Consider the following 17,306-nt stretch of genomic DNA (forward strand, 5'->3'; position numbering starts at 1 on the left):
CTCATTTTAATCATTTCCCGTTAGTGGAATAATACAGGCTTTTACCAGACAGAAAGCCTTGTCCTTGTGTCGTTTTCGTTGGTAACATACTCAACGTTCTCAAAGCCCTTTTCTATCGCATTCTGATATAAATGATTAAGCATAACGATATCCTTGCAATAAATGGTGACATATGAAGAATCAACAACTAACACAACCAAATGGCATTGACTGTTTAAGAATTCTTCATAGGTGAGCACATCTTTTATACTTACACCTTGCGGATACGCCTTTAAATTCGCAAATATGATGTAATACAAGTTTGATTTCAGAATATCGCTGAGATCTTGCCCCTTCATTCCATATATCTCACCATGGAACAAAGGTTCAACTTTGCCCCCCTCAATGTCTTGATATGTTTCTTCTCCCCCAATGTACCAATCGAAGTGACTTATTTTGAAAGGTTCCAGTACCTCTCCAAGATGACTACCCCATTCGTTCGGTATTTCTAACTGGATTCCCCTTTTCATTTGGACTCTCCTTTCGGTTGTTACACTATCTTTCTAGATTCATTTGTTTAGTTATGTATCACGGTTTTAAACCCGTCTGTAGCACATCGAAAAATTGCTTTAATATCTCATTGAAATCGGGTTCGTCTGGCAACCTCCCAATGTATTTCCACAATATCATTTCTTCTGAATCAATATTAACGACCTCATATTCCATCTGTCTGGACTTCCAAACTATCACCTGTCCTAAACATCTTTCAGATTCATAAATAACGCCTGTAGAGGGATCAGGAATACGTCTCTCATCAGGGTTTTTATGCATTACATATTCCATCGCTACAGAAACAGCCTCAAGCTCACTCTTTTTGCTTTCTACCCATTGTTGAAACTTGGTTCGCACTCTTCCGATCCCTCCATCCGAACGTCATTTTCTTAAAACTTTTTATAAACAAGGATATTATTATCGCCATATCGAGAGCCAAATCTTCCGTAACCATAATCCAAAGTCATAGCTTTACAATCACATTGAAAATCATCTTTCGCGGCTCTCATAAAACCACCGCAATTAGCACATCTATAAAAAATATCAGTCCCGGTGCTCCAGCCTGATTTATCGCAACCTCTTCTTAGATATTGGTACCCTATAATTTCAATATCGAAATTAGGAATGATATCTTTCATGTTCTTCCACCTTCTCCTTTACTTCGATGCATTCAAAATTGGGCTAATTTCACCTTCATCAATTGCGATTGAAATGGGTTCGGAATCCTTTTTCTTTTCCCAGTTTAAGTTTATTTTTGGGAATTAACAACGGATTTATATTAAGCTTTGCAAGTAACGCAATATACTTTCTTTTAAGATATTTGCTGTAACGTGATTTCTTGGTCCCTATTTCATTTATGTCTTCGAACACCTACGAATTTATCGTTAAGAAACTGTGGAATTAAATATCCTTACCTAACTTCCGACACAGACTACTCAACACTGATTTTTTCCCGACTAGAACATTTTTCTTGGTTCTTACAACTTCCTTTTCAGAACGAATGATTTATCATACTCGAAAACTCGAAAAAAATAAGAAATAACAGACTTAATATTGCCGAACAAAAAAAACAGCCCTCTTGGATGAGGGCTGTTCGAAGTTCTCAGAAGGTTGAAGTGGCTCGATAGGGATACCTACTTACAACAATCCGATTTGCTTCACAAACTAATTGATCGAATTGAAATAAAAGCAGATGGGAGTCCGAGAATCTTCTATAGATTCTCGGACCCCACTGCTTAATCTTTACTCCTAACTATCAACACACAGCACTCCACATGTGTGGAGTGCTTAATATTGACGTAATTACAGGGGACGAATTACCCCCCAGGAGACAACGGGTTACCAAAATTATTGTAGATAACAATTCCACCATCCAACTCAATGTCGATACGTTCAATTAAACGCTGCAGCAATTCTTGGAGGGCTTCCTCGTCTTCGATTTGCAACTCTGTAAAGCGCCTGACTTCTTCCTTGATTTTCTGCACGATACGTTCATTGGCTTCACACTAACTCAGAATCGCCTCCAAGATGGCCGCTCTTGCCTTCATAGCATGTTGTTCATCCTTTAAAGCGGTATTGCTCATCTGAAACGTATCATCATCGATCAGCTCACGAGTCATAGCGCGCGAACCAATTTCTAACTGCTCTAATTGAAGTTGCTGTGTTTTCCTGCAGAAAGCATATTTGCACATCATTCAAGAGTTAGAGAATCAAGATAACGATAAAATCGTACGGCATTTATCCGAGCTCATATAAACATCCTTTGTATATACGCCGCCTTTAACTGTCGTAGCTGCTCAAGTTTAGCAGTTTGGGCTGCGATTTGCTCGTCGAAATTCTTGAAAAAGTCAATGATTCTGTTTTGTTCAGAAATTGTGGGTGCTAAAACGATTATCTTTAAAAAATCCCTTTCGTGTATGCGCCACTGTCCGTACATTACACCTTGTCGATAATGAATCATTTTATTAATGAAGTCTTTCCGTTTGGATAGTAATCCAACAAATAGACTCTCTGAATCGTTGCTTGAATAAAAAATGCTATATACGGGCGATATTACTGCCTTGCCTGTTCTATTAAGACCAATAGACCCAGTTTCTAAGTTGTTTGAACTGTATATAAAGTCATTCAGTTCGGTTTTTTTATATTTTTTTCCATCACCTTTTACCAAAAAACTTCTGTCATACTGTTCCCCCTTGGGTACAACACCAACATTCCCAACGAACGACATCAATGGGTAATCTTCCGATTCCTCAAATTGCTCATTTCTTTCAGTAAGCATTTCTTCCAGCCGCCGCTTTTCCCAATTACCTGTAAATCCTGCGAATCTTACTCTTGGAATGACTTCATTGGCTGCCGGAAACATCTGCTGTAGAAATCCGTCCTTCAGCGTTACGAGCCCATCCAGCTTACGCTGATGAAGGAAGATGAGGTTGTCGAATTGTTTGAAGAACTCCCCAATTTGAACCTGTTCCTTTTTAGAATTAGGCATCTTTACACCACATTTTCCTATATCCCCAAGATTTATCTTTTTTGGAAATGCAGTATGGATAATTCTTATGTGTAATTCATTTTTAAAGAACGGAGAATTAATGTACTTTTCTAGATATAACGGCACAATAGATTTAGGGCGAATCAGTGCTAAACTTACGTAGTAAGCTAATGGATCATCTTGTTCTACTAATGCGGTATCACCAATAACCCCTGCTGTAATTCGGGTCATAAAAATATCATTAATCTGAGGCTTTATCTTAAATTGCTTTTCATAGTCATTTTCACTAATGTATTTATCAGATTCCCAAATGTTTTTGATGTTCTCAACACTAATAAATTTTACACCTTCATCTGTGTACTTAGGTGTTTGATGTGTTCCGTCATAATAATCTGCTACATCAGATAACTTACGCTGTTCCCAAGTGTCAGTGAAGGCATTAAATCGAATTGCGGGTACTAACTTCTGTTTGTGTTCTGTCATCATCACCACCACCTCACATAAACATCCGCTTTGTAGCTTCGATTATCTCTTTTGTTTCGTCAGTCATAGCAATCTCATCAAGCAAGGCTAAGAAATCCGTTTCTTTTTGTTTTATTTGCAAATTTAAGTCCGCCATTTCAGGCCCAAGTGCTAGAATGTCGATTTGTTCTTCTTCCTCGAAGGTATCTACATAGCGAGGAATGTTGAGATTGTAATCATTCGCCACGATTTCATCAAAATTTGCTAAATGTGCGTATTTCACAATCTTCTCACGCCTTTTATAGGCATCCACAATTTTCAGAATATCTTGCTGGCGTAAGGTGTTTTGGTTCTTCTGCTTTTCATAATCATTAGAAGCATCAATGAAAAGCACATCACGACTTGCACGGTTTTTCTTCAAGATAAGAACAACCGTGGGTATTCCTGTTCCATAGAAAACGTTAGCGGGTAAACCAATTACAGCTTCGATTGCGCCCATTTCAAGAAGTACCTTGCGAATGATACCCTCGGCAGCACCACGGAACAGAACACCATGCGGCAGTACAATTCCCATCGTACCACTGTCTTTTAGGTGGTAATAGCCATGGAGCAAGAACGCAAAGTCGGCTTTAGATTTTGGTGCAAGTTTTCCATAGCGTTCAAAACGTGGGTCACTTAAAAACTTATCGGAAGCACTCCAATTCGCAGAGTACGGAGGATTCATAACAACAGCGTTAAAAAGGAAAGGCTCGTCTGTCGGCCAGTCTGCATCTAACGTATCGCCATTATTGAGCCGCATTTGCTCACGGTCAACGTTGTGTAGAATCAAGTTCATTCGAGCAAGGTTGTAAGTGGTGGTGTTTAGCTCCTGTCCGTGAAAATACACCTTTTCGGGATTGCTTAGAAACTGACGGATATTCAACATCAGCGAACCCGAACCCATAGCGGGGTCGTAAATATGGAATGGTGCTAGTTCCTCTTGCCCGATACTAACAATCTCTGAAATGATTTTTGAAACAGCTTGCGGGGTATAGAACTCTCCGGCTTTCTTGCCTGCGCCTGCGGCAAATTGGGCGATAAGGTATTCATAAGCATCGCCAATAACGTCACCTTCATGCCCAAACAAATCTATCTCATCTAAAGTTTTTATAACTTCCATAATGGTTGTGCTTTTTTGCTGTGCGTGTGATCCGAGCTTCGTAGAGTTTAAGTCAACATCATCGAACAAACTGATAAAACTTTCGCCTTGACGAGAAAGCTCGATAAAGGCAGTCTGCAAGTCATCAATTTGAAATTCATATTGTGATGCTTTATTGCGGAGCATGTAAAACAGATATTGCGGCTCTATAAAATATCCGAGTTTGCGGCGCATGATGTTCTTTAGCTCTTCGGCATCATCATTATACCAATCAGTAAGCTCGGCAAATTGGATATCACGAGATGGGTATTCATCGGGCTTTCCGTTTGCTTCTTCGTACACAGCGCGCAACTCTAAATCGGAAAGATACTTATAGAAAACTAGACCGAGCAAATAGTTTTTATATTCGCTCGCATCCATTTTCCCTCTAAGAATATCGGCGCTTGCCCATAGTTGTTGCTCTAGACGACTCATATATACACTCCCCAAAATTTTTAATTTATCTTAGAATAATAGCCTTACAAGCTCTAACTTATGTTGGCGCTATCATAGAATTTCTGAGCCGCAATCCTAAAATTCTTTTTTAGCTCCACATTGTTTATTATGCTAGTAACTAACGTATATAGTATTCCAAAGTATTTAATTGCTTCTTCCTCACTTCCATCGCCATGTATAATATTGCTTAGTTTGCTGTAAAGGTCATACCTATCAACTAAAAAATCCTGCGGAATAATTAAGTATTTCTTATCTACTTCTTCTAATACTTTTTTGAAAGAACGCCTCCATCCATTATTTTCATAAACGGGTATTGGGGCATTACCAGAATCAGCAATATTATATATTAGAGCTTCAAATACTTTTCTCAAATATATAACTGCACCTGAACCAAGTCCATCTCTGTGTGCTCGGTTTGCTTTTTCGAGCCATTCGCTAAACTCACCGTATTTCTCAGATTGTAATTTTACACGTTCGGTTAACTTTTCTCTAAAATGCAATATGCGTACTTTAGGTGACTGATACCGAATATCCTCTTCGGCTTCGACTAAATACCAAGTATGGACAACTGAACCACAATTGCATTGCAAAATGCAATCAATGCTAATTACTTGTTTATTTACAATAATTCCTCGAAGCCCTTGCTCTTTATCAGAATTAAAAGTGCGTAAGTCCTCACATTCTGTGCAGTAGTAGTTCAAAGATACTTGTCCAGCCTCTAATATTATATGTCGCCCAATTAGCAGGGAGGTATCATCCTCATTTTCATCACTATATTCATAGTCTTCCCTTTCTTCTGGAACCCAGAACGTGTCAACTTGTTGGTAATCCTCCGCTGGCGGTTTTCTCAATAATTTACTCAAATCCATATCATCGCCACCCTAACACTCATCTTTTAGCGGTATTAATTTTTCATCTAAAACAGTTTTCCAATACTGTTCTATAACGAGAAGACGCTTTCGGTATTTTTCGTTAAACATAGCTTCAAAATCTTCTTTGCTTAACCCTGATGCTTCGCTTATTACATTGATGAAAGGCACAACCCCGCTATTCGGGCGATATTCGTTAAAGCTGGTTTGCAGGTTAGCGACAGGTACTTTCAATATTTCAGCAGTATTCTGTAGTATATAATCAATCTCATCAGCGAAATAAGCCGTCCAATCCTTTGTCGGTCGATTGTCGTCAATGACGTCTAAGATGGCATTATATATTGCCTGAACGGATGCGGGCTTTGTATTAATCTCTTTCATAATTTTTTCACGCAAATCATATTTATCTGTTTTGTCCGAAGACTTCTGATATCTGTTCAGAAGCTGATTTATGTAGAAGCTATCAATGCGTTCCTCATGCACAGCCCTTTGTTCGCTCGTAAATTCGATGTCTTGGAGCAAGTTTTCCATCTCATCCCCAGTTTGATCCTCTAACTCGGCTCGAATTTCAGCTTTCAGATTTTCACAATGTCCTTTTTCTTCGGGAAGAACCTTCACAATATGTTCAAATTCCTCAAAATCTTCTTGATAATTCTCATAGCTTTTCATGGCTCTTTGGATTTTTTCAAGTTTTTGATAGGCTCTTACTTGTGCAATCTTGTTTTTTATATTATTTGGGTCGTCTTCCAGATCGTCTTTTGCTTGTTGAAGTTCCTCATGTGCCGTTAAAAATGCGGCTTTCACCTCAGCATATTCTCGTGGCACTAAGACTTCCCAATTTTGCTGTTGGTTCGTAAAAAGTCGAATGGCATCCTCTACATTTTTTCGCATAGTAGCAGGTTTTCGGAACGATACCACGATGCCATGCTCTTTGCCATGTGCAATACGATTTGTGCGTGAAAATGCCTGTAGCAGCTTTTGATATTTCAGTTCTCGGTCAACATACAAAGTCTGTATCGTAGGCGCGTCAAATCCTGTCAGCAGACGGTCAACTACAATAACCATATCAAGCCATTTTCCGTCCTTTTGATATTGAGCGTCTTTTCGTGCTAAACGGCTATTAATATTTTTGTTAAACTGATCGGTATCTGTGTAATTCGTACCAAAAACAGTGTTGTATTCCTGCATAATGGCATTGATTTCTGCTTGCGCTTCGTTCATCTCACCTTGAGTTTCGCTAGTGGAATAAGTGATTGTCACTCTCGGAAAATCAGGGTCACGAAGCGTGTGGCGTTCATCTAACTCTCGCCCATTTAACAAAATTCCACTACTTCTCATTTCTTGTAGCTTGTGATAAATACGCTTAGCTTGAGCGATAGAGTGTGTTGTTAAAACAGCACTCATAGTCGGGTATCCGTTTAACACCTTGAAACGCTCTATCACGGATTGGCGCTTGAATATTTTTTTAAGCATCGCTTCAATATATTCATCACGCTCAAATAACTCTCTGTCTTGCAGTTCCTCTTTTTCAATTTCTGTCATGTCGGCAAGTTTTTTGATAGGATCAAGCTTCGGGTATTTTTCTTTTACCGTTCTATACAAAAATTCTGCTTTGCTATCCTCATCTAATAGGCAATGGTACTCCACTTGGAAGTTCAAAACGGAGTTATCGTCCATAGCATTTTTCGTTGTGTAGGCATGGAGTAAGTTTCCATACTGTTGTTGTGTTGTTCTTGCGAATGTTCCGTTTTCTTGTTTTTGGTTTTCCTCAAAAATTGGCGTACCAGTTAAGCCGAACCATGTTGAGTTAGGCAGGAGCTTTTTAATTTCTTTCATCTGCTCATCGCTGACTGCACGATGGCACTCATCCACCACAAAAACAATATGTTCGCTTTTCAGCTTCTCGAATTTATTGTTTTCCGTTTCTTTAGCACCTCTGACAGCCGCACTCAATTTTTGAATGGTTGTGACGATAATGGTGTTGTTATTTTTATTGCTTAATAGGCTATTGCTAAGTTGACGTTGATTATCAACGCCGACAATAAGCGCATTATCTTTAACATTGCCCGATGCCAACCCTGTGTGGAACTCAGATGCAAATTTACTAAACTCATCTTTGGTTTGGCTGTCTAAATCTGTTCTATCAACAACCATAACGGTGCGGTCTACGCCGATGGATATCTGTGCTAAAAGTTTGGTTGCCACAAAACTTGTTATTGTTTTCCCTGAGCCGGTGGCATGCCAAACAAAACCTCCCTCATGCTTCGCCGCTTGACCGATAATCTTTTGAATAGCGTGGACTTGGTACGGTCTTAGTACCATTAAAAACTTTTGGTTTTTCTGATCGTCCACCAAAATAGTGAATTTGCTAATCAATTCGTGGGCAGAAGGGATACTCAAAACCTGCCTTGTGAAATCGTAAAGATTTTCAACAGGCTCATTATCCGACGTTCTCCAGTTGAACAGGAATTTCTTTGCCGCTTCAAAGGCTTTAGAAGTGTTGGCTCCAGGACGTGCAAAGTATTTTGTAGATACTTTGTTACTAACTACGAAAATTTGGGTGGTCGCAAAAATGCCATCAAAAAATCCTGCTTCTGCATACCGTTGTATCTGCTCGAACGCTTGCATAAAACCATCTTTGGCAGATTCAGCTTTTAATTCAACATGAATAATCGGCAAGCCATTTATCAATAGGGTTACATCGCCACGCATATCAGTATTTGTATCTGGCTTAATTTGGTTTACAACTTCATAGCTTGAAATGCCGCCAGCAATATCCTTATTACTGAATAGAACAACAGACACCCTGCCACGTTTCACATCTTCCCGCTCAACATGAATGGCGGCAACACCATTTTCGCCTCGTAGCCATTGAGAAGCGTTAAAAGGAGTAGCTGTCAGTCTCATAAATTCAACTTTTAACTGTTCAAACTCTTTGTCTGTAAGCGGCACACCGTCCAGTCGCGCCATGTTAATACGATTGATATGTCTACGCAAATTATCCCACAGAGCAGCTTCGGTCTTTATATCATCACGATATGTCCATTGGTTTTCCCGTTGAGTTAAGATTTCAATGAAACTCTTTTCTGTTTGGGCTTCGTGGTTCATTTGCTTAATCCTCCGTAATTAAGATTTTTCCTGAATTCTTCACCGGCAACAAAATTATCGAATAAGGAAGAATAGTGTTATGCTCTATCGCTATCCCCTCATGTTCTGTAAAGTTGGGAACATTATCCATAATAGGGAGTTTGGCTTATGATATCTCAACACTTTTAATATGCGGTAAACCAAGTTTCCTGATTTTTCATCTTGAAAACCGTTTTGTTCACCATCCTTTGAAAACGGTTGACAAGGAACCCCCCACTTTTATTTTTCTTATATCCCCATGTGGCTCGATATCAATGTTTCGAGAGAGCAAAAACGCATGTATGTCCTAGGCTACTTAAAGCTAGATGAAAGCCACCAAGCCCAGCAAACAAATCTATTAATCCCATATTGTAATTCCCCCGTATCTAAGAAACTCGTTTCTGACCAAATATATTGGGAGTAATTAAATTAAGACATAAGATCTCTATAATACGACTAGTGTACTACAATATCTACATTTTTAGCCATAATCAGAACCACCTGTCCAATGGACTGCACCTGCAATAGTTAGATAATGTCAAACTTTATGGAATCACTTCAATAGCAGGTGGTTATATGTTTCGCGCGTTTCACGCCCTCAACTGGCTAAAGCCTAAATAAAAACTCTCACCGACAATCATTCGGCGAGAGTTTTTGGCGACAATCTTGGAGACAATTCAAAAGAATTTTGGTCTCTGAAAGTCATATGAGTTTTACCTAAACGGCATAAAATCAACGTTTTTCAGTGTATAGAGTGTTGCTTAATTATTCCCACTCGATCGGCGTTGGTGGTTTTAAATTTATTACAGTGGATCAGATCCGTTTTTAATTGTAATAGATAATTTTATTCTATTTTCTTGTGTTCCCACACTCCATATCAATTACAACTTTAACAGTGATGAAGTTTTTGAGTTGCTTATTTCGGCTTTTTTCACCGTCATTATTAAACACCATATGCTTCACAAAGTGCCTAAATACAAGGATTTCTATGTATCTTGACGTTGTAGTGAAACTACCGCCTCCACATGCCCCGTATGAGGAAACATATCCACCGGCTGAACCTCAACCGTCCGGTAACCTCCATCTTCGAGCAGCCTCAAGTCCCGTGCCAAAGTCGAAGGATTGCACGAAACATACACAATCCGCTCCGGCCTTAGCTCAAGCATCGTCGAGATGAGCGCAGGATCGCAGCCTTTGCGCGGAGGGTCTACGACGATGACGTCGGGCGACACTCCTTCCGCTTGCCAGCGAGGCATGATGACTTCGGCGGGCCCGACAGCAAACTCCGCGTTCCGAATCCCATTGAGCCTAGCGTTGCGCCGAGCATCCTCGATCGCCTCAGGGATAATCTCTACTCCGTATACGCGATCGGCATGTCTAGCGAGGAATAGGGAGATCGTCCCCGCTCCGCAGTAAGCGTCAATAACCATCTCGCGACCCGTCAATGTCGCATATTCGACCGCTTTGCCGTATAGCCGTACCGTTTGCTCCGGGTTTACCTGGAAGAAGGAACGCGGAGAGATCGCGAATTGAATGCCGTCGATCTCGTCGTAGATGACCTCTTCCCCCCACAGCACTCGGGTCTCTTCCCCGAACACTACTGGAGTTACCGATGTATTCACGTTCTGACAAATGCTTACGACGCCCGGTACTTTCTCGCGGATCAGGGAGACAAGTTCCTGAGCGAAGGGGATATCGCGCCCGTTCGTGACGAGGACGACCATGCGTTGTCCGGTCGATCGGGCATGGCGCACGACGACGTGACGAAGCAAGCCGCGACCGGTGACGCGATTATACGCGCCTATATCCAACATTCGAGCGGCCTCTTTCACCGCGCGAACCGTTTCTTCGTTCTCTGCCTCCTGAATAAGGCAAGCATCCATCTCAACGATGTCGTTGCTCCCTTGTTCATAGAAGCCTCCGATCAACCCTTCCGCATCGAAGCCAATCGGCACCTGCGCTTTATTCCGATATCGCCAAGGATCGTCCATGCCGATCGTGGGATGAACGATAACCGGCTCTCTTCCTTCGACGTTCGAAGCCACACCCGCTTCCGCCACCGGAAGTTCCCGATCCGAACGAGATTGTCCACGACGTGCTGCCGCTTCCAGCGAAGCTGCTCCCCGTACGCTAAGTGCTGCAACTGACAGCCGCCGCAAGTATCATGAATAGGGCACAGCGGCTCCACTCGACTACCGGCCGCGCTTTCCAGCAGTTCCATCATCCGAGCCTTCCCGAACGATTTGCCGATACTCACAACTTCCGCCCGCACCTTCTCGCCCGGAAGCGCATGACGAACAAAAAGGGTATAGCCCTCGACCCGGCCAACCCCTTCTCCGTCATGCGTCAATCCGACGATCGCGCATTCGATTTGCTGACCAACGACGACCGGAACTCCGGCAATCGCCCGAGGCGCTTCGCCGCTCGGTGTTCTTCCCTGTCTGCCACCCGCAGTTCCTAGTCGCGAGTTCGAACCCGACCTTCCTCTATTCCCTCTATTCCCGTTCCGACCGCTCATAGCTGCAAAGCCCGTCCGGGTCCGTTTTTCCGATAGGACGATTCCCCGTGCTCGTCCACGACGACGTTGAGATGTGCGGGCAACAAATTAAACGAGCAAGGAAGCGTGCCGCCGAACTCGCCGTCCACGTTCAATTGCACGCGATGATCCGATTCCACGACGACTTTATTCGTCTTGAAATGGATGAAATGCGAATCGTTCAACACCGGCTCTCCGCGCATGACCAAAGTCGCGATCCGCAGAAACTCCGCTAGATTGCATTTGCGCAAGGCCAGCACGTCGAATACGCCGTCATTCGTGCTCGCGTCCGGCGCCAATCGATCGAAGCCGCCTACCGAATTGCTATTCGCGATCAAGAACAGCATGAATTCCTCATGGAACTCTCCGATTCCTTCGGCATCGATGCGCATAAGAGTCGGATTCAGACGGGTGATCTTCTCCAAACCCTTCATATAATAAGCAAGCTGACCGACCATCGTCTTCAGCTTGCTAGGAACTTCATAAGTCAGTTCCGTCAGCGAACCGCCGCCGGCGATATTAATGAAATAACGATCGTTCGCCTGTCCCACGTCGACCGGAGTCGTATAACGACGGGTCAACAAATCGCACGCATCCTCCCACTTCCGGGGAATTCCGTGCGCGCGCGCGAAATCGTTAGTCGTACCCAAAGGTAAAATGCCTAGCGCTGGCCTGCGATCATGAATCGAGATCCCGTTCACAACTTCATTCAGAGTGCCGTCCCCGCCTGCGGAGATGATCATGTCGAACCCGCGTTCTACCGCGTTCGAAGCGGCCCTGATCGCATCCCCCTTCGATTCCGTGGCGTGGCAAGAGGTCTCGATTCCTCCCCGTTCCAATCTTTGCAAGATAGCGGCCAGCTTACGCTTGACTTCCTCCCGGCCGGAAGTCGGATTATAGATTAACCGGGCACGAATCGTATCCAAAACCGGATCCCCTCTTCATCTTACGTTCATAGTCTAATCTTTATCTTTGTCCGATCTCTCTAACCATTCTAGCGCTTGACGGACAACCCAGCTTGTCACTTTCGGATGCGGCATAAGCGCGCGTCCGGTATATTTGACGACCGAATCGCGGTCCGAGCTTCTCAATCTGCGAGGAACGACTTCCTTCGTGAAATACCCTTCGCTCAGAAACAAGCCCACGACCAGCACCTCATGATCGGGATGGCTTATCTGAATCGCGTTCAGGCGTTCGTCTACCTGATTGGGCAGCAAAAGCGCCGCAGAACAGGAACCATATCCGCCTTGCGTCAATACCTGTTCGGCGACCGAACGAAACCCTCGCTCCCACGCTTCTTGGAATCCGCCGCGGTCGCTGCCGTGCCCGACGAGAAGCACGCTCTCCCGCAATGGCTGGATGGACATTTCTTTTAAGCGATCCAGTACAACGTCAACCAACTCCGGATCGTCATCCATAGGCTCGCCATAAGTGAGCCGTAACGAGGAAGTATCGTAACGTTCAAGATCCGTGTCCGACTTAGGCTCCGGGTAAGCTCCTAACGCCCAGCCGATTTCGTCCACGTGCGTACTGCCTGCGGATACGAATAAAGGCAAGGCAAGCAAATGAGTCACTCCAGCCGCTAACATCCGATCAATGCCGTCCTGGATGAGCCGCCCTTCCACCAGCTCAAGGAATACGGCCTCTATCGTCAGGGTTTCCCCTAGTTGCGCTCGAGCAGCTTCGACCGTCTCGTCTACTAGAGCTACCCAGCCTGCTTCCCTAGAACCGTGGGTAATGACCAGCAAACCTGGTTTCATGGAGAAGCAAACCCCTTTCATTTCCTGACTGTTCCACCTTCTTATTCATGCTAGCGAATCGTTAACCCAATGTCAACGCCGACGCGCAAGAGTACACACATACGTAAAATTCGCCTATTCATGAAGAAAACCGCCAAGCAACTGCTTGGCGGTTCCCTCCGCGACCCTAAGGTCGACTAGAATCAAATCTTCTTATTATTTGGAAGCCAAGAACGCATCCAATTGTTTTTGTTTCTCTGCGATAACATCGTCAAGACCGTTCTTTTTCAGCTTAGCAAGGTATGCATCGGCTTTGGAAGGATCTACAGCTCCCGTATCAAGACCTGGAGCGAACTCGCTTTGAACGTTTTTCAATGCCGCTACTTGCGATTTAACTGGCTCCGTATCGAACGTGAAGCCGAGTGCCGGAGAGTTAACGGCGCTTTGGTTGAATGCCGTGAATTGAGCCCATTTGTCCGGAGACTCCGTATCCCATACGTAGTTCAGGAATTGGTTACCAAGCATCCAAGCAGCTCCGATGGAGTAGTCTGCTTTTTTAGGACCGTCGGAGATGATTTCTCCGTTACGAGTATAGTGTTCGCCTTCGATACCGAAGTTGATCAAGTTGTTCAATTCTTTGTCCGTGTAGAGCAGGTTGATGAACATCATAGCGCGAGCCGGATCTTTCGAAGTGGAAGAGATCGCAAGCATCGAACCAGTCGTTTCGCCAGTGGAAGTCGTCAGAGCCGTCATGCCGTGTTGAGCCAATTTGCCGATCAAACCAGTGGAAGCAGCCATTTCAGCGTCTTTACCCGGTTTCAGCGGGGATACGACCATGAACACGTTACCTTTTTTCAGTGCGTCTTGCGGGGACAATTGCGAAGTCGCCGCATCTTGGTTAACTAATTTCTTAGTGTACATTTCGCGTGTTACGGCCAAAGTTTCTTTGTAAACCGGGAAGTCCATAGCAGGAACGACTTTCGTGTCCGTGCCGGTTTTCATGATTGCGCCTTCAAGCTTCGTATCGCCGAAGTAATCGTATTTCGCGAAATAGTGGGAGTTGAAGTTTTCGCCGTCTTTCAGGTGAAGAGGAATCAATTCCGGTTTTTTCGCTTTTACTTCTTCTAGGATAGGAATCAAGTCTGCAGGCGTTTTAGCCGCTTTGATTTTGTCCGTCAAGCCAAGCTCGTCGGCGATATCGGAACGGTACAGAACGCCGCCTTCTTCAGCCATTTCTTTAAGTGCAGGTACGCCGTAGTTTTTGCCTTTGATTTGAGCGCCGCCCAAGATAGCATCGGATACGACTTCTTTAATGCCTTTACCGTAAGTTTCGAGTAAGCCGCCCGCTTCGTTCAACGGAAGGTATGCGCCTTTAGCTACGTTGGTAGCGTGGCCGTTCCAAGCCGCCGTGAAGATGATATCCATAGCTTCGCGTCCGGAAACGGACAACGTCATCTTCTGGTCGTATTGTCCCCAGTCGATCATGCGGATATCAACGGTTGCGTTGATAAGCGGTTTGATATGCTCATTGATTTTAGCTTCGATTGCTTTTTCGTCTTTCGGAGGAGTTCCAGGGAAGTAAAGAGAGATTTCATACTCTGGCAAATCGGAAGCCGCCGGTGTTTCGGAAGCCGCTGCGGAAGATTCGGCAGCCGGAGTCGTTTCGGATGCTTTGGCGGAAGCCGAAGGAGATGCGGATTCGGAAGATTTTTCGTTGTTGTTGTTGCCGCCGCAACCTGCCAGTACGATCGAAAACGTCAGTACCGTCGCAAGCATTAGAGACCAAGATTTGCCTAACTTACTCTTTCTAAGCATTGTGTTGCCTCCCTTTTCTTGTTCGATAAATGTATGCTTAACCGGCCGGTAACCGGTGAAAGCCAAACCTGATTTGAGGGATACCCTCTTCTTGCCTTAAGTTAGCCCTTAACCGCGCCTACTGTCAATCCTTCGACGAAGAAACGTTGGAAGAACGGATAAGCGAAGATAACAGGCCCGATCCCTACGACCGCCATCGCCATCCTTGCGGTTTCGCCCGGCATCGTGAAGTTCGGATCGTTCGCGGCTCTTGCCGAGTAAGCGGCCGCATTGGCGCTTAGATACTGGATGTCGAGCATCGTCTTGTACATCCGGAACTGGATGCTTACGACCGATTCGTTGTCGTTGATGAACAACATGCTCAGGAACCAATCGTTCCAGTAGTTCAAAGTCGTGAACAAGCCTACGGTCGCTAGTACCGGCAAGGATAATGGCAATACGATCTGAACGAAAATACGCCATTCCCCTGCTCCGTCGATTTTAGCCGACTCGTACAACTCTTTCGGAATCGAGTTCGCGAAGAACGTACGAATCAGGAGGACGAAGAACCCGCTAATGAACAGTGGCATCATGAGTACGATCAACGTGTTCTGGAGGTGCAAGCCCTGCGTGTACACGAGATAGAAAGGCACCAAACCGCCGCTGAACAAAATCGTGAAGAACATGAAGAACGAGAAGAAATTGCGATAAGGATAGTCTTTGCGGGAAATCGGGTAGGCGTACAAGGCCATGAGCGATACCCCGACTACCGTTCCGCATATCGTAAGAATGATAGAGTATCCGTAAGATTTCATAATCGCTTGCCAATCTTCGAGAAGAAACTTGTAAGCGCCTAAGCTCCACTTTTCGGGCAAAAGGCTGTACCCGTTAATGAGAATCGTATTCTCGTCCGTGAACGAGGCGACGATTACGGTAATTAGAGGAACTACGCACAGTAACGTATATATCCAGAAAATCGTGTTAATCGCAAAATTGGCACCGCCCGACACTTGTTTCGCGAGCTTTAAGTCTGATGCTTTCACTGCAGCACCTTGAGCCATTCGTCTTCCTCCTTGCTTGCATATGCATACATCGATTGGGTTTTAGAATAATGCGTCATCTTTGCTGATCCGTCGAATGATCAAGTTGGCTCCGAATACGATTACGAATCCGACAACCGATTGGTACAACCCGGCCGCTGATGACATTCCAATGTCGCCCGCATTGATGAACCCTTGATAGACGTAAGTATCGATTACCCGAGTCGTCTCGTAGATAGCTCCCGAGTTGCGGGTGACTTGCCAGAACAATCCGAAATCCGCGGCGAAAATTCTTCCGACCTGCAGCATGACCATAACGATAATAACGGGCTTGATGAGCGGGAGCGTAATGCTGACGATTTGTTTCCATTTCGTTGCTCCGTCGATCGTAGCCGCTTCATAATACTCGTCATCGATACCGATGATTGCCGCCATGAAGATGATCGCGTAATAACCGATCCCTTTCCAAGTGTTCACGAGGGGCAGGATGACCGGCCACCATTTCGGATCGGAGTACCATTCGATCGGTTCTATTCCGAAGATCGGGAAGATGACCTTGTTCATTAAGCCGACATCGTTATTCAAGAAAGCGTAGACGAGATACGATACGATAACCATCGATAAGAAGAAAGGCAAGAACATCATCGTTTGGTGAAGTTTGGCCAGTTTCTTGCTTCTCATCGAATTGAACATGATGGCGAAGGCAATCCCGATTACGGTGTTCAAGAAAATAAAGATCGCATTGTAGACTACCGTGTTGCGGGTAATCGTCCAAGAGTCCGACGTCTGGAACAGGAACTTAAAGTTGTCCAGCCCGACCCATGCGCTGTTCAAGAAGCTTTCGAAGAACGTCTCGCCCGGACCGTATTTGATGTCCTTAAAAGCGATCAAGGAACCTAGCATCGGGAGATAGTTGTTGATCAGTAGAAAAACAATTGTTGGAGCCATCATAATGTAGAAGGCACCGAAGCGTCTGAAGTGACCTTGTTTGAGCTTAGCTGGCTTAGACTTCAAGCTAGGCTGGGGTGATAATGTTGCAGCGGAGGCTTGTTCCAATCCCATCACAATCCTTTGTCTTATTGTCATTC

At 44.3% G+C, this 17,306-nt stretch carries 14 protein-coding genes and 2 pseudogenes; all 16 read right to left on the bottom strand.

From position 1 onward, the window contains the following. Positions 1–41: 41 nt before the first annotated feature. On the bottom strand, positions 42–509 hold the full coding sequence (locus FPL14_RS09055; protein WP_182302674.1) for a DUF2691 family protein: 468 nt from the start codon (positions 507–509) through the stop codon (positions 42–44). A gap of 58 nt (positions 510–567) precedes the next feature. Continuing rightward, positions 568–888, bottom strand: a complete 321-nt coding sequence (locus FPL14_RS09060; protein ID WP_182302675.1) for an immunity protein TriTu family protein — start codon at positions 886–888, stop codon at positions 568–570. A 32-nt stretch (positions 889–920) separates the two neighbouring features. Then, complete coding sequence (locus FPL14_RS09065) at positions 921–1,169, bottom strand: hypothetical protein (RefSeq protein ID WP_182302676.1); 249 nt, start codon at positions 1,167–1,169, stop codon at positions 921–923. A 678-nt stretch (positions 1,170–1,847) separates the two neighbouring features. Further along, complete coding sequence (locus tag FPL14_RS09070) at positions 1,848–2,015, bottom strand: hypothetical protein (protein ID WP_182302677.1); 168 nt, start codon at positions 2,013–2,015, stop codon at positions 1,848–1,850. 263 nt (positions 2,016–2,278) lie between these two features. Beyond that, positions 2,279–3,505, bottom strand: a complete 1,227-nt coding sequence (locus tag FPL14_RS09080; protein ID WP_182302678.1) for a restriction endonuclease subunit S — start codon at positions 3,503–3,505, stop codon at positions 2,279–2,281. A 10-nt stretch (positions 3,506–3,515) separates the two neighbouring features. Then, positions 3,516–5,093, bottom strand: coding sequence for a type I restriction-modification system subunit M (locus tag FPL14_RS09085; RefSeq protein WP_182302679.1), 1,578 nt, complete (start codon positions 5,091–5,093; stop codon positions 3,516–3,518). Between the two features lie 53 nt (positions 5,094–5,146). Further along, a complete protein-coding gene (locus tag FPL14_RS09090) occupies positions 5,147–5,983 on the bottom strand; it encodes a hypothetical protein (RefSeq protein ID WP_182302680.1) in 837 nt (278 codons plus the stop codon). Positions 5,984–5,995: 12 nt separating this feature from the next. Beyond that, positions 5,996–9,091 carry a type I restriction endonuclease subunit R gene (locus tag FPL14_RS09095; protein WP_182302681.1) on the bottom strand — a complete coding sequence of 1,032 codons (3,096 nt, stop codon included), beginning with the start codon at positions 9,089–9,091 and terminating at the stop codon, positions 5,996–5,998. 90 nt (positions 9,092–9,181) lie between these two features. Further along, a pseudogene (locus tag FPL14_RS30730) lies at positions 9,182–9,331 on the bottom strand (hypothetical protein); the annotation flags it as partial. A 50-nt stretch (positions 9,332–9,381) separates the two neighbouring features. Beyond that, entirely contained in the window at positions 9,382–9,477 is a 96-nt protein-coding gene (locus tag FPL14_RS30735; protein ID WP_220471227.1) for a DNA cytosine methyltransferase, read from the bottom strand. A 618-nt stretch (positions 9,478–10,095) separates the two neighbouring features. Then, positions 10,096–11,627, bottom strand: a pseudogene (gene rlmD / locus FPL14_RS09105) (23S rRNA (uracil(1939)-C(5))-methyltransferase RlmD). After that, positions 11,624–12,562: a diacylglycerol kinase gene (locus FPL14_RS09110; RefSeq protein ID WP_407644666.1), complete on the bottom strand. Its 939-nt coding sequence runs from the start codon at positions 12,560–12,562 to the stop codon at positions 11,624–11,626. Before FPL14_RS09110 ends, rlmD begins: the two are co-directional and overlap by 4 nt. 42 nt (positions 12,563–12,604) lie before the next feature. Continuing rightward, complete coding sequence (locus FPL14_RS09115) at positions 12,605–13,405, bottom strand: sirohydrochlorin chelatase (RefSeq protein WP_182302683.1); 801 nt, start codon at positions 13,403–13,405, stop codon at positions 12,605–12,607. Positions 13,406–13,600: 195 nt separating this feature from the next. Then, positions 13,601–15,199, bottom strand: coding sequence for an ABC transporter substrate-binding protein (locus FPL14_RS09120; protein WP_182302684.1), 1,599 nt, complete (start codon positions 15,197–15,199; stop codon positions 13,601–13,603). A gap of 101 nt (positions 15,200–15,300) precedes the next feature. Continuing rightward, complete coding sequence (locus tag FPL14_RS09125) at positions 15,301–16,239, bottom strand: carbohydrate ABC transporter permease (protein ID WP_182302685.1); 939 nt, start codon at positions 16,237–16,239, stop codon at positions 15,301–15,303. A 42-nt stretch (positions 16,240–16,281) separates the two neighbouring features. Then, a complete protein-coding gene (locus tag FPL14_RS09130) occupies positions 16,282–17,169 on the bottom strand; it encodes an ABC transporter permease (RefSeq protein ID WP_182302686.1) in 888 nt (295 codons plus the stop codon). Positions 17,170–17,306 lie beyond the last annotated feature (137 nt).

The sequence above is a fragment of the Cohnella cholangitidis genome (assembly GCF_014107495.1).
Lineage (GTDB): Bacteria > Bacillota > Bacilli > Paenibacillales > Paenibacillaceae > Cohnella > Cohnella cholangitidis.